Annotated in this window: 14 protein-coding genes; 1 reads left to right on the top strand and 13 read right to left on the bottom strand. The window is 58.6% G+C overall.

What is annotated here, in order from left to right:
- Positions 1–37: 37 nt before the first annotated feature.
- From GUC32_RS22005 to lpxO, 3 genes are all read right to left on the bottom strand, one after another.
- Positions 38–733: a CTP synthase gene (locus GUC32_RS22005; RefSeq protein ID WP_049204442.1), complete on the bottom strand. Its 696-nt coding sequence runs from the start codon at positions 731–733 to the stop codon at positions 38–40.
- 116 nt (positions 734–849) lie between these two features.
- Complete coding sequence (gene lpxP, locus GUC32_RS22000) at positions 850–1,770, bottom strand: kdo(2)-lipid IV(A) palmitoleoyltransferase (RefSeq protein ID WP_016930250.1); 921 nt, start codon at positions 1,768–1,770, stop codon at positions 850–852.
- A 303-nt stretch (positions 1,771–2,073) separates the two neighbouring features.
- Positions 2,074–2,979, bottom strand: a complete 906-nt coding sequence (gene lpxO, locus GUC32_RS21995) for a lipid A hydroxylase LpxO (RefSeq protein ID WP_025304427.1) — start codon at positions 2,977–2,979, stop codon at positions 2,074–2,076.
- A 248-nt stretch (positions 2,980–3,227) separates the two neighbouring features.
- On the opposite strand from lpxO, the gene GUC32_RS21990 reads away from it, so the two are divergent.
- The gene (locus tag GUC32_RS21990; RefSeq protein WP_016930249.1) at positions 3,228–3,569 is read left to right on the top strand and encodes a hypothetical protein; all 342 of its coding nucleotides are present in this window, start codon (positions 3,228–3,230) and stop codon (positions 3,567–3,569) included.
- 451 nt (positions 3,570–4,020) lie between these two features.
- Here GUC32_RS21990 and fis read toward each other — a convergent pair whose 3' ends face one another.
- The 10 genes from fis to msrP all read right to left on the bottom strand — a co-directional run bounded on the left by fis (position 4,021) and on the right by msrP (position 12,622).
- The gene (fis, locus tag GUC32_RS21985; protein ID WP_000462905.1) at positions 4,021–4,317 is read right to left on the bottom strand and encodes a DNA-binding transcriptional regulator Fis; all 297 of its coding nucleotides are present in this window, start codon (positions 4,315–4,317) and stop codon (positions 4,021–4,023) included.
- The gene (gene dusB / locus GUC32_RS21980; protein ID WP_025304426.1) at positions 4,299–5,303 is read right to left on the bottom strand and encodes a tRNA dihydrouridine synthase DusB; all 1,005 of its coding nucleotides are present in this window, start codon (positions 5,301–5,303) and stop codon (positions 4,299–4,301) included. The genes fis and dusB overlap by 19 nt, the downstream gene beginning before the upstream one ends.
- A 392-nt stretch (positions 5,304–5,695) precedes the next feature.
- A complete protein-coding gene (gene prmA / locus GUC32_RS21975; protein ID WP_016930246.1) occupies positions 5,696–6,577 on the bottom strand; it encodes a 50S ribosomal protein L11 methyltransferase in 882 nt (293 codons plus the stop codon).
- Positions 6,578–6,588: 11 nt separating this feature from the next.
- Positions 6,589–8,034: a sodium/pantothenate symporter gene (gene panF / locus GUC32_RS21970; protein ID WP_049208301.1), complete on the bottom strand. Its 1,446-nt coding sequence runs from the start codon at positions 8,032–8,034 to the stop codon at positions 6,589–6,591.
- Complete coding sequence (locus tag GUC32_RS21965) at positions 8,024–8,266, bottom strand: YhdT family protein (RefSeq protein WP_025304424.1); 243 nt, start codon at positions 8,264–8,266, stop codon at positions 8,024–8,026. The genes panF and GUC32_RS21965 overlap by 11 nt, the downstream gene beginning before the upstream one ends.
- A gap of 152 nt (positions 8,267–8,418) precedes the next feature.
- Positions 8,419–9,768, bottom strand: coding sequence for an acetyl-CoA carboxylase biotin carboxylase subunit (accC, locus tag GUC32_RS21960; protein WP_019453177.1), 1,350 nt, complete (start codon positions 9,766–9,768; stop codon positions 8,419–8,421).
- Positions 9,769–9,780: 12 nt separating this feature from the next.
- Entirely contained in the window at positions 9,781–10,248 is a 468-nt protein-coding gene (gene accB, locus GUC32_RS21955) for an acetyl-CoA carboxylase biotin carboxyl carrier protein (RefSeq protein ID WP_004936889.1), read from the bottom strand.
- Positions 10,249–10,280: 32 nt separating this feature from the next.
- Positions 10,281–10,733, bottom strand: coding sequence for a type II 3-dehydroquinate dehydratase (aroQ, locus tag GUC32_RS21950; RefSeq protein WP_004936891.1), 453 nt, complete (start codon positions 10,731–10,733; stop codon positions 10,281–10,283).
- A gap of 287 nt (positions 10,734–11,020) precedes the next feature.
- Positions 11,021–11,620, bottom strand: coding sequence for a protein-methionine-sulfoxide reductase heme-binding subunit MsrQ (msrQ, locus tag GUC32_RS21945; RefSeq protein ID WP_016930241.1), 600 nt, complete (start codon positions 11,618–11,620; stop codon positions 11,021–11,023).
- On the bottom strand, positions 11,621–12,622 hold the full coding sequence (gene msrP, locus GUC32_RS21940; RefSeq protein ID WP_025304423.1) for a protein-methionine-sulfoxide reductase catalytic subunit MsrP: 1,002 nt from the start codon (positions 12,620–12,622) through the stop codon (positions 11,621–11,623).
- Positions 12,623–12,765 lie beyond the last annotated feature (143 nt).

The following is a 12,765-nucleotide window of genomic DNA, read 5'->3' as shown; positions in this document are numbered from 1 at the left end:
TTGCTTGTCAATGAAGCCCTCGCAGGAGGGCTTTTTTTTACCCGTTGGCGGCTGTTTTGACGAGTTCCACCACCAGCGGTGAAAGCTCGCCGCGCAGCGCGGCGCGTTCCGACTGGAACAGCGTGGCGACGTAAAAACGCCGGCCCGGCAGTTCGATGGCGCGCACGTCGCCTTCGCTGTCGTGGCCGCTGATGATCAGCGGGAAGCGCTCAAGATCGGCGACGAATTCCGGATTCACGCCAAAGTTGCAGTGATAGCCTTCATGGGTGTTCAGGCTGCCGTAGGCCTGTGCGACGCGGGTGTCGGGCTGAAAAACGATGTCGCCGGTTTTTTCCACCAGCGAGCAACTCAGCGGGGCGATCACCAGCCGGCCACCGCTGTCGGTTTCCGCATGGCCGGCGTCGTGCCAGCCCATCACGTTGCGGGCGTATTCGACGATGGCGTATTGAAAACCACCGCAGGAGCCGAGGAACGGCACGTCGTTTTCCCGCGCATGACGGATCGCCATAAAGGCGCCGTCGTCGTAACGATACGGGCTGCCTGGCACCACCCAGATGGCGTCGAAATTTTGCAGCGTTTCGGGGGAGATCAAGGTTTCGGTCGGTAGCCACTGGGGCTGCACGTCAATATCGAGATGGGCGGCGGTGAGCTGGAGCGCCACGGGGATGGCCTGATGGGCCACGGCTTGCGGGTTGTAATCACCGACCAGAGCAATGCGAACTTGAGCTTTCATCATTTCCGTTCCTGTGCGGGTAAAGAAGGAGATTACAGGAAAGTAGAGTGTCGAGCCGCCGTTTTTTAAAGGTGGCGCACAAAAAAGCCCGGCATTGGCCGGGCTGAAAAAAAAGGTCAGTACAGCGAGGGCGCACCAGCCGGTCGGGTTTTGAAACGGCGGTGCAGCCACATGTATTGCTCCGGCGCTCGCATGATCTCTTTCTCGATCACTTTGTTCATGTAAGCCGCCGCCGCCTGTTCGTCGCTGAGTGGATAGTCTTCCAGGGCCGGCTGGATCAGCAGGTCGTAGCCGCGGCCGCCTTCGCGGCGGATCAGCACTACCGGCACCAGCGCCGGGTTGGCCATGCGCGCCAGCATAAAGGTGCCGCTGGTGGTAGCGGCCTGATCGACGGCGAACAGCGGGGCGAATACGCTGCCGCGCGGGCCGTAGTCCTGATCCGGCGCGAACCATACCGCCTCGCCGCGCTTGAGCGCGTGCACCATGCCACGCAGATCTTTGCGGTCGATCATCGCCTTGTTGGAACGCATGCGGCCTTTGGTCTGCGCCCACTCCATCGCTTTATTGTTGTGCGGACGGTACATCGCCATCATCGGCTGGCACAGGCCCATTGCCCGGCCGCCCAGTTCCAGCGACATGAAGTGCACGCCGATCACCAGCACGCCGCGATCGTCGCGCTGCGCCATTTTGAGGTGGTTGATGCCGGAGACGTTGAACCAGCGTTTGACGCGTTTATCCGACCAGAACCAGGCCATGCCGGTTTCCAACAGGCCCATGCCGAGCGATTCGAAGTTGCCCACCACCTTGCGCTCGCGCTGCGCTTCGTCCATCTCGGGGAAACACAGCTCGAGGTTGCGACGAGTGATGGTGACGCGGCGTTTGAGAAATCGCATCGAGGTACGCCCCATCCACACTCCCAGCCGATTGAGCAACGGGTAGGGGAGCTGGACCAGCAGGAACAGCAGGGCGAGGCCGAACCAGGTTAACCAGTAGCGCGGGTGCAGCAAGGCCAGTTGAAATGCTTTGGCTGATTTCATAGAAACTCTTTTTATACGTTAAAAGGGGCAGCAAGCTGTAACGCATATAAAGGTTCCACTCGATAGCGATACGACTACTCAGACACCCAGGTACGGCCAGGGTTTAGTCGGAATTCCATAATTGACTAAACATTTACATTCGAAGGGCGGTTTGCGCTGCTATCAGGCTTCGGAGGGATAGCTGTTGGCCAGCGGAGGCGGCTCTAGGAACGTGTATGTTAACACAGGGTACGGGGTGTGGCGGAAGAGGGGCATGCGAATATTCTCATTCGCGTTGCCCCTGTGTTGACGATTGGCGACGGTTTACAGGCTGGGGAGGATGATGGCGGCGAAAATAGCGACGATCACCAGCCACTTCAGCAGGTAGTAACCACGGCGGTTGCGCGCTTTCAGGCGTTGGCCGGCATCGCGCACTGCGTTGACGTACTTGAAGATGCGGTTGATGCCGCCGGTGCGGTCCTGATCGTCGTTCGGCGAGCTGGCTGCCGACATCAGCGTGGCGCCGACCCAGTGGTTGACCGCCTGCGCCCAGCGCCATTTCATCGGCCGTTCGACGTCGCAAAACAGAATGATGCGCGTCTGATCGGTGGCGTTCTGCGCCCAGTGCACGTAGGTTTCATCAAAGATCACCGCCTCGCCGTCGCGCCAACTGTGCTGCTCGCCATCGACCTCGATGAAGCAGCGATCGTCGTTGGGCGTCATCAACCCCAGATGGTAGCGCACTGAGCCGGCGTAAGGATCGCGGTGTTTACCTAAATGGCTGCCGGGCGGCAGCTCGGCGAACATCGCGGCCTTGACCGACGGGATGCGGTTGAGCAGCTCGACGGTTTTCGGGCACAGCGTTTGCGCCGAAGGGTGGCTGTCGCTGTACCACTTCAGATAAAAACGTTTCCAGCCGCGTTTGAAGAAGGTGTTGAATCCGGCGTCGTTGTGCGACTGCGCCTTTTTGATGTGATCCTGCAAGCGCACGGCTTCCTCGCGGATCACCTGCCAGTTGTCGGTCAGCGTCTGTAGCTCCGGGAAGCCTTTTTCGTCGAAATAGGGCTGTTTGGCGGGCAAACGGGAGAAGCCGGTCATAAACATGTTGATCGGCCCCATAAAGGTGGAGTGATCGAACAGTTGGCGGGTAAGCTTTTGTTTCTCTTTGCCGCGGGAGTGTGCGTAGAGGAAGCTGATGATAAAAATGCCGATAATGATCGCGGCAACCATAGAATCCATCCCTGTTGGTGCTTGTTAAAAATTCGTACAAATTATAGTTTTGTGACAGGAAAAATTTAACTTTTTCGTGCGCTTTCCCCGCTCATACTGCTTGGTGGCATAAAAAATCAATAAAACCGTTGGTAATAAAATTTTGTATCGATTTTTTTGGTTTTAGTCCTATTCTTAAATCGTTCAAGGGGCATTTCATGCCATCTTGTTTCATGACGAATGGCACGTATCTGAGAAAAGAGGGACTTATGAAGAAATCAATCATTGCCTTGTCTGCACTGCTGCTCGCTTCCCCGGTGTTCGCTGCTGAAACTGCGACCGACACCGCCGCTCACGCCAGCAACGAGGTCGTCGCTGAGGCGCATAAAGGGGCGGATACCGCCAAAGAAAAGCTGCACCAGTCTCAGGACAAGGGTGAAGAGCTGAAGCTGAAAGCCAAGCACGCCGCCGAAGGCAAGAGCGACAGCGTCGGCAGCAAAGTGAGCGAAGGCTCGCAAAAGGCCTGGCACTCCACCAAACAGGGTACGGAGAAGGCTTGGGACAAGACCAAGCAAGGGGCGGAAAGCCTCAAGAACAAAGCGACCGAATAAGGTCTCCGCTTTACCCCAAGGGCCGCGCTGCGGCCTTTTTTATTGCCCGCAAACCAGAGCCTATGCCCCCGCTTTGTCGCCCCGAGTAAAACGTGAGAGTATTCTTCATCGATTGGCGACTCAATCGTAAGCAAGGAGGAAGCTCTATGAGATCCCACTGGGTAAGGCGTTTATTGACACCCTCACCAACCTGGACAGGCAGAGCATCGGTTATCTTGGGTCTGCTGGTGTTTGGGGTGTTGAGCGGGCTGGATAGCCTGGGTGTGGAGTTGGACGGGTGGAAGCGCTCCGTGATGGTCGCGGCCGTGGCGGGTATTTGCTATTTCATTGCCGGATATATTGATAAGCGCATTCCGCGCAAAGCCCCGCCAATGTAGGCATAAATCAGACAAAGAAAAAGGCGCTTATCAAATGAGATAAAGCGCCTTTTCAACACGTTAACTGACTAGTATCAGTTCATGCCGTATTTTTTCAGCTTCTTGCGCAGCGTGCCGCGGTTGATGCCCATCATCAGGGCTGCGCGGGTCTGGTTGCCACGGGTGTATTGCATCACCATGTCCAACAGTGGCTGTTCAACTTCAGCCAGTACCAGCTCATACAGGTCATTTACGTCTTGACCGTTCAGTTGAGCAAAATAGTTCTTCAGTGCTTGTTTAACCGAGTCACGCAGAGGCTTTTGAGTCACCTGATCTTGTGAGTTAACGGTAGAAACGGTCAGTACGTCAGAATTTACGCGTTGTTCGAACATAGTTCTGTCAGCTCTTTTTTTACGCTAAGATTTTCGAAATATGCCTCCAACGCCTCCAGCTGTTCGCTGGCATCCTCTATGGCGTTGAATGTGCGCCGAAACTGGTCATTCGGAGCGTGTTCCTGGAGATACCAGGACACGTGCTTACGAGCAATCCGGAATCCCTTGCCTTGGCCATAAAAGCCGTGCAATTCCCGAATGTGCCCAATCAACAAGCGCTTCACCTCGCCAAGCGGCAGCGGCGGCAGCAACTCCCCAGTGTCCAGATAATGCTGGATTTCCCGGAAGATCCAGGGTCTCCCCTGAGCAGCGCGGCCTATCATCAGGGCATCGGCCCCGGTGTAGTCGAGCACTGCTCTGGCTTTATGCGGGTCAGTAATATCCCCATTCGCGATAATCGGAATGGAAACACTCTGCTTAACTGCCCGAATGCTGTCGTATTCCGCGTTGCCGTTAAACAGACAGGCGCGGGTTCGGCCGTGAATCGTCAGGGCCTGAATACCACAGTCTTCGGCCAGTTGGGCAATCTCTACACAGTTACGATGCTCTGGCGCCCAGCCGGTGCGAATCTTCAGCGTTACCGGCACATCCACTGCGTCAACCACCGCGTGGAGGATCCGTTTAACCAGATCCGGGTACTGCAACAAAGCGGACCCGGCAAGCTTCCGGTTCACTTTTTTGGCCGGGCATCCCATATTGATATCGATGATCTGCGCGCCGCTGGCCACGTTGATACGCGCGGCGGCGGCCATATCATCAGGATCGCATCCGGCAATCTGCACGGAGCGGATCCCTGGTTCATCGCTATGCACCATACGCAGACGCGACTTATCCGTCCGCCACACCTCCGGGTTGGAGGAGAGCATTTCGGATACAGCCATCCCAGCACCCATTGCATGACAGAGGGTTCTGAACGGGCGATCTGTAATACCGGCCATCGGGGCCGCAATCAGGCAATTAGTAAGCTGGTGGTGTCCAATGCGCATAGACAAAGAGTGACCATACTGTGTCCGCAAGGGCGCGTATATTACGCATTTTTGCGTCGAGATGAAAGGCCAAACTTTAACCAATTGGCCCGATATTAGGGCGAAAAATGCGCTACGCGGCGATTCATAAAAATATTATATATATTTTACAATAAGTTGACGAAAAGTGCTTATTTTGTGTGCGGCAAAATATTCGCCTTTGTGCAGAATATTATCTGCATTCGTCCGCTATTTTTGCTGGTATAGCCTGTCTGGAAGGCGCATTGTCAGGGCGATCCGTCGTTGAACGGCAAAAAATTGCATAAAATTTTGTCTCGTCCGTCTGGCGATCGCCGGACAAAAAAATCCACCGGCGCAGGGCCGGTGAATGAGGGGGCAATAGACCGTGACGCTTACTTGCGGCGGCCGGTGATACGGCACCACTCTTCGCGCTCGGCGACCGGATCGAGCGTGAACTTCTCTTCGTAGGCTTCCGCTACGCTGCTCGCCTGGCTGGCCAGCACGCCGGACAGCCCCAGATGACCGCCGGCCTTCGGCAGGCAACCAATCAGCGGCGCCAGCTCGCGCAGCGGGCCGGCGAGGATGTTGGCGACCACCACGTCCGCCAGCAGGTCCGCCGGCTGGTCTTTCGGCAGATACAGCTCCAGACGCTCTGAAACGCCGTTACGCTGTGCGTTGTCGCGGCTGGCCTGAATGGCCTGGGGATCGATGTCGATGCCGATAGCGCGCGCCGCACCCAGCTTCAGTGCGGCGATTGCCAGGATGCCGGAACCGCAGCCGAAGTCGATGACGGTTTTGCCCGCCAAATCGAGGCCGTCCAGCCACTGCAGACACAGCGCGGTGGTCGGGTGGGTGCCGGTGCCGAACGCCAGGCCCGGATCGAGCATCACGTTAACCGCGTCGGGATCGGGAACGTCGCGCCAGCTCGGGCAGATCCACAAGCGCTCACCGAAGCGCATCGGGTGGAAGTTGTCCATCCACTCGCGCTCCCAGTCCTTGTCTTCCAGCTGTTCTATCTTGTGGCGGAAACCGGCGCCCAGCAGCGGGTGCTGTTCCAGCATCGCCACCACCTCGGCCATATCGGTTTCGGCGTCGTACAGGCCGATCACGTCGGTATCGCCCCACAGCAGGGTTTCACCCGGCAGCGGTTCGAACACCGGGTTGTCGTGGGTGTCCTGGAAGGTCACCGACACGGCGCCGCTTTCCACCAGCGCGTCGCTCAGGTCTTCCGCCTGGCTGCCGGTGGTGTTCAGTTTGAGTTGGATCCAAGGCATAGCAATTCTCTTTAAGAGGGTAATGATGACGCCGCCCGGCGCTTTTCGCCGACGACGTTACCGAGATAAAACGCCAACAGGCTGAGCAACAGCGAAGGCACGATAGGATGCAGCCCCGCCGGTTGCAGGTTGAAGCTGGCCAATAGCGTATAGCATACCGCACCCGACACCATTGAGCTAAGCGCTCCCTGAGCATTGGCGCGTTCCCAATACAGGCCCAGCACCAGCGGCCACAGGAAGACCGCCTCCAACCCGCCGAAAGCCAGCAGGTTGAGCCAGATGATCATCTCTGGCGGCCGCCAGGCCGCCAGCAGCACCAGCAGACCGAGGATCAGCGTGGTCAGGCTGGAGAAGCGCTTGATCAACCGCTCGTTGTGGATCTGCTGTGGGCGTACGCCCAGATAGAGATCCTTGATGATGGTGGCGGAGGATTGCAGCAGCTGGGCGTTGATGGTCGACATGATCGCCGCCATCGGCGCCGCCAAAAAGATCCCGGCGGCGTACGGCGGCAGCACGGTGATCATCAGCGTCGGGATCACCTGATCGGGGATCTTGAGGTCCGGCAAGACCGCGCGGCCGAGCGCGCCGGCCAGGTGCATGCCGAACATCAGCACCGCCACCACCACGGTGCCGAGCAGAATGCCGCGATGCACCGCCTTGCTGTCTTTGTAAGAGATGCAGCGCACGGCGGTGTGCGGCAGGCCGATCACCCCGAAGCACACCAGGATCCAGAACGACGCCATAAACGGCAGGCTGAGGATTTGATCGCCGCCCTGCGGCGATACCAGCGCCGGATCGATCTGCTGCAGCTTGTCCACCGCGCTGTGCAACCCACCGGCGGCGTGGATCACCGCCACCAGCAGCAGTACGGTGCCGAGCAGCATCACCAGCCCCTGCATGGCGTCGTTCAGCACGCTGGCGCGGAAGCCGCCGAAGGCGGTGTACAGCGCGATGCTGATGCCGAAGATCAGCAGGCCGGTGTCGTAGGGAATGCCGGCGGCGGTCTCCAGCAGGCGGGCGCCACCGATAAACTGCACCGTCATGGCGCCGAGGAACGCCACCAGCAGACTGAGGCTGGCCAGCCACACCAGCAGGCGGCTCTGGTAGCGGCCATACAGCATGTCATTGAGGGTGATGGCGTTGTAGCGCCGCGCCAGGATGGCGAATTTCTTGCCCAGCACGCCGAGCGACAGCCACACCGCCGGTAGCTGGATCATCGCCAGCAGCACCCAGCCCAGGCCGTATTTATAGGCGGCGCCGGGGCCGCCTATAAACGAACTGGCGCTGATGTAGGTGGCGGTCAAGGTCATCGCCAGCACAAAGCCGCCCATCGAGCGGTTGCCGAGAAAGTATTCGCTGAGGAAATTCCCGCTCTGGCGGCGGCTGTAGGCATACACCGACAGGCCGAATACCAGCAACAGGTAGGCGACCAGCGGCAGGATCACTTCAGTTTGCATCGCTGTCCTCCAGCGAAATGTCGCGGAACACCGTGCGCACCATCAGCCAGCACAGGCCGGTGAACAGCAGCGGGACCAGCAGGCAGGCCATTTCGAACCAGTGCGGCAGGCCGGTGACGCCGATGGCGCTGTCCGGCAGGTAGGCCGCCAGCCCCCAGGCCAGCAGGTAGAGCAGCGTCAGCCCCAGCGCCCAGCGCGCTTCGCGGTGCGCCTGAATAAAGCGTTTGTCCATCCGTGTCTCCCATAGGTTTACGGTGATGGATTCATCAAAGGTAGGGAATTTTACGGCATGACGGCGTTTTGCCAAGCCGTTACTGGCGGCAGCGCCAAAGAAAAAGGCCGGTGATTAACCGGCCTTTCGTCAGACGATGCTGCGTGGCTGCCTTAGGTTTCCTGCAGACCCAGCTTCTTCTCCAGATAGTGGATGTTGGTGCCACCGTGCTGGAAGTTTTCGTCGTTCATGATCTTCTGCTGCAGCTCAACGTTGGTTTTGATGCCATCGATGATCAGTTCAGCCAGGGCGTTCTTCATGCGGGCAATCGCCACGTCACGGTTTTCGCCGAAGGTGATCAGCTTGCCGATCATGGAGTCATAGTACGGCGGTACGGTATAACCGGCGTAGATATGAGATTCCCAACGCACGCCGAAACCGCCTGGCGCGTGGAAGCGGGTGATCTTGCCCGGGCTCGGCAGGAAGGTGTTCGGATCTTCGGCGTTGATGCGGCATTCTACCGCGTGGCCGTGGATCTTCACTTCTTCCTGTTTGATCGACAGCGGCTGACCGGCAGCGATGCGCAGCTGCTCTTTGATCAGATCCACGCCGGTGATCATTTCGGTAACCGGGTGTTCTACCTGAATACGGGTGTTCATTTCGATGAAATAGAACTCGCCGTTTTCATACAGGAACTCGAAGGTGCCCGCACCGCGGTAGCCGATTTCCACACAGGCTTTCGAGCAGCGCTCGCCGATGTAGCGACGCATTTCGCTGGTGATGCCCGGCGCCGGCGCCTCTTCGACCACTTTCTGGTGGCGGCGCTGCATGGAGCAGTCGCGCTCGGCCAGATAGATGGCGTTGCCCTGGCCGTCGGCCAATACCTGAATCTCGATGTGGCGCGGATTCTCCAGGTATTTTTCCATGTACACCATGTCGTTGTTGAAAGCCGCTTTGGCTTCCGCTTTCGTCATGTTGATGGACTGCTCAAGGTCTTTGTCGCTGCGCACGACGCGCATGCCGCGACCGCCGCCGCCGCCGGAGGCCTTGATGATCACCGGATAACCGATGCGCTTGGCGAAGGCACGGTTTTTATCCATGTCGTCGGTCAGCGGGCCGTCGGAGCCCGGTACGCAGGGCACGCCGGCTTTTTTCATGGCGTTGATCGCGGAAACCTTGTCGCCCATCAGGCGGATGGTTTCGGCTCTCGGGCCGATGAAGATGAAGCCGGAGCGTTCAACCTGCTCGGCGAAGTCGGCGTTCTCCGACAGGAAGCCGTAGCCCGGGTGGATCGCCACGGCGCCGGTGATTTCCGCCGCCGAGATGATGGCCGGGATGTTCAGGTAGCTTTTTACCGATGGCGCAGGACCGATGCAGACGGTCTCGTCGGCCAGCAGAACGTGTTTCAGATCGCGGTCGGCCGCGGAGTGAACCGCAACGGTCTTGATGCCCAATTCTTTACAGGCACGCAGGATGCGAAGCGCGATCTCGCCGCGGTTGGCGATAACAATTTTATCAAGCATGGGGGCGCCTCGTTATTCGATGACGACCAGCGGCTCGTCATATTCGACCGGCTGGCCGTTTTCCACCAGGATGGCTTTCACGACGCCGGACTTGTCCGCTTCGATCTGGTTCATCATTTTCATGGCTTCAACGATGCACAGGGTATCGCCGGCGTTCACTTTCTGGCCCACTTCCACGAAGGCTTTCGCGTCCGGGCTTGGGGTGCGGTAGAAGGTGCCTACCATTGGGGAACGAACGACATGGCCACTCACGGCCGCCGGTGCTGCAGGGGTTTCTGCCGCAGGCGCGGTGGCAACGGCGGTAGCCAGGGCTGGCTGCTGCTGTGCCGGCATCGCGTAAGCCTGCTGCATGACGGGATAAGCCTGCGCCGGTGCGGCACGGCTGATGCGAACCGATTCTTCGCCTTCAGAGATTTCCAGTTCAGAAATACCTGATTCTTCAACCAGTTCGATCAGTTTCTTGATTTTACGAATATCCATGAGTGTGATTCCGTACTCTTTTTGTGGAGCAATTAGTGGGTTTTCGACAGACGGTTAACCGCTGCCTGTAAAGCGAAAGCGTAGCCATCCGCGCCGAGGCCGCAAATCACGCCTACCGCTACGTCTGAGAGATAAGAGTGATGGCGGAAAGGTTCGCGGGCGTGCACGTTGGACAGGTGGATCTCGATGAACGGGATCTGCACCGCCAGCAACGCATCGCGCAGCGCCACGCTGGTATGCGTGAACGCCGCCGGGTTTATCAGAATGAAATCGGTGTTGCCGCGCGCCTGATGAATGCGATCGATCAGCTGATGCTCGGCGTTGGATTGCAGATGGCTCAGGGTAATATCCAATGCGGATGCCTGGTTTTCCAATCCGTTAACAATCTCTGTCAGCGTCGTGCTGCCGTACTTCTCCGGCTCACGCGTCCCCAGCAGATTGAGATTGGGGCCGTTCAGAAGCAAAATGTGAAACTTATCCGCCATTGTGCTGGTATCTCCGGCAATAAAACCATCATCGTAGAAAATAACCCGATGTTACCGATTTGTCACCTGTTAAGGGGCAAATTCACCCTGAGAACAGAAACAAGGTCGGGCATTATAACGATATCGTAGCAATTCGCAGCTAAATACTGGTCTTATCAGCGAAGATATTCAACCCCAAATCGAGGAACTGGGGGATCCGTGACAGGAATATGAGCGCTGGAACACAGAAAAAGTTCCCGCCGGCGGCGCGCGTTTTTCCGCGCCAATAACGCGCACCGCCGCGCGATTCAGCGCCACCAGGCGCGGAATTTCTTGTAACGCAGGCCCAACAGCGCCACCGCCAACAGCGCGTAAATGAACGGCTGGGGGGAGAATGTTTTGACCGACCACAGGTAGTGGATGGGGGCGAGGATCGCCGCCAGATAGACGAAGTTGTGCAACGTTTGCCATTTGGCCCCCAGCTTGCGCATTGCCCACAGCGTTGACGTGGCCGCCAGCGCCAGCAGGATCAGCCAGGTGAGGATGCCGAGCGTCAGATAAGGGCGGTTCACCAGCTCGCTGCCCAGCAGGCCGAGATTGCTCAGCCCCAGCTCCAGCGTGGAGTAGCTTATCAGGTGCAGCGTGCCCCAGGCAAAGCACCACAGCCCCACCAGACGGCGACAGCGGATCAGCAGCGGCTGACGGGCATAGCGCGCCAGCGGGGCGATAGCCAGCGTGGCCAGCAGCAGTTTCAGCGTCATCCTGCCGGTAAAATGCTGGATGTCCTTGGACGGATCGGCGCTGAACCAGCCTTGATCCACCGCCAACACCAGCCAGAGAAAGGGCAAAAACGCCGCCAGATGCAGGGCGGCTTTCAGCCATTTGATATGAACAGGCGTCAGGCGCACTTAGAAATTCTCCCGCAGATCCATACCGCGATACAGCGACGCTACCTGGTCGGCATAGCCGTTGAACAGCAACGTCGGTTGGCGTTTAACGTCGAGAATGCCGCCGGAGCCGATAAAACGCTCGGTGGCCTGCGACCAGCGCGGATGATCGACGTGCGGATTCACGTTGGCGTAAAAACCGTACTCGTTCGGCGCAGATTGGTTCCAGGTGGTCGGCGGTTGATCGCGCACCAAACGGATATGCACGATCGATTTGATGCCTTTGAAGCCGTATTTCCACGGCGTGATCAGCCGCAGCGGCGCGCCGTTTTGCGGCGGCAGGGTTTTGCCGTACACGCCGACGGTCAGCAGCGCCAGCGGATGCATCGCCTCGTCCAACCGCAGCCCTTCGACATAGGGATATTTCAGGCCGCCGCCGATAAAGCGATCTTTCTGGCCGGGCATCTGTTCCGGATCGTACAGCGTCTGGAAGGCCACGTAGCGCGCGTTGCTGTTCGGTTCGGCCAGCTTGAGCAGCTTGCCCAGTTCGAAACCGATCCACGGCACCACCATCGACCAGGCCTCGACACAGCGCATGCGGTAAATGCGCTGTTCCAGCGGGAAACGCTTCATCAGATCGTCGATGTCCAGCGTGATCGGCTTCGCCACCTCGCCGTCGATGCGCACTTTCCAACCTTCGGTCTTGAGCCCGCCGGCGTTGGCGGCCGGATCGGCTTTGTCGAGGCCGAATTCATAGAAGTTGTTGTAGCCGGTGACCTTGTCTTCCGGCGTCATTGCCAGCTGCGCCTGCCAGGCGGCCGGTTTGCTGAATTCCAGCGCTTTGCCCGGCGGCGCCTTGGGGCGATCGTTGCCCTTGAACCACGACAGCAGGTCCGCCTGCGCGCCGGTAGGCAGCGCCAGCGTGGCGGCGGTGATGCCGAGCGCCTGCAGCACCTTGCGCCGCTGGTGGAACACGCTCTCCGGCGTGACGTCGGCCTCGGTTAATTTCGGGTGTTTGTTCATGCTTATGCTCTCCGCGACTGATGCCCGCCGTCCGCGGGCGGCTGACGGGTCTTCATGAAATAAGCATGGCGCTAAAGCCGGCCGGAAGCGAGGGGGCGCGGGAAAATATGAAATTTCGCAGATGCGGGCGAACCCCCCGTTGC

Source organism: Serratia sp. NGAS9 (assembly GCF_009905295.1).
GTDB lineage: Bacteria > Pseudomonadota > Gammaproteobacteria > Enterobacterales > Enterobacteriaceae > Serratia > Serratia bockelmannii.
The sequence above is the reverse complement of the archived record's forward strand: the minus strand, read 5'-3'. Positions and strand labels throughout refer to the sequence as shown.

What these genes read in the sequence shown, in the direction of transcription:
- panF (WP_049208301.1), bottom strand. Translation starts at nt 8,034, where the DNA reads ATGCAAACTGAAGTGATCCTGCCGCTGGTCGCCTACCTGTTGCTGGTA.
- GUC32_RS21965 (WP_025304424.1), bottom strand. Translation starts at nt 8,266, where the DNA reads ATGGACAAACGCTTTATTCAGGCGCACCGCGAAGCGCGCTGGGCGCTG.
- aroQ (WP_004936891.1), bottom strand. Translation starts at nt 10,733, where the DNA reads ATGGCGGATAAGTTTCACATTTTGCTTCTGAACGGCCCCAATCTCAAT.
- accB (WP_004936889.1), bottom strand. Translation starts at nt 10,248, where the DNA reads ATGGATATTCGTAAAATCAAGAAACTGATCGAACTGGTTGAAGAATCA.
- fis (WP_000462905.1), bottom strand. Translation starts at nt 4,317, where the DNA reads ATGTTCGAACAACGCGTAAATTCTGACGTACTGACCGTTTCTACCGTT.
- lpxO (WP_025304427.1), bottom strand. Translation starts at nt 2,979, where the DNA reads ATGGTTGCCGCGATCATTATCGGCATTTTTATCATCAGCTTCCTCTAC.
- msrP (WP_025304423.1), bottom strand. Translation starts at nt 12,622, where the DNA reads ATGAACAAACACCCGAAATTAACCGAGGCCGACGTCACGCCGGAGAGC.
- dusB (WP_025304426.1), bottom strand. Translation starts at nt 5,303, where the DNA reads ATGCGCATTGGACACCACCAGCTTACTAATTGCCTGATTGCGGCCCCG.
- accC (WP_019453177.1), bottom strand. Translation starts at nt 9,768, where the DNA reads ATGCTTGATAAAATTGTTATCGCCAACCGCGGCGAGATCGCGCTTCGC.
- lpxP (WP_016930250.1), bottom strand. Translation starts at nt 1,770, where the DNA reads ATGAAATCAGCCAAAGCATTTCAACTGGCCTTGCTGCACCCGCGCTAC.
- GUC32_RS21990 (WP_016930249.1), top strand. Translation starts at nt 3,228, where the DNA reads ATGAAGAAATCAATCATTGCCTTGTCTGCACTGCTGCTCGCTTCCCCG.
- GUC32_RS22005 (WP_049204442.1), bottom strand. Translation starts at nt 733, where the DNA reads ATGAAAGCTCAAGTTCGCATTGCTCTGGTCGGTGATTACAACCCGCAA.
- prmA (WP_016930246.1), bottom strand. Translation starts at nt 6,577, where the DNA reads ATGCCTTGGATCCAACTCAAACTGAACACCACCGGCAGCCAGGCGGAA.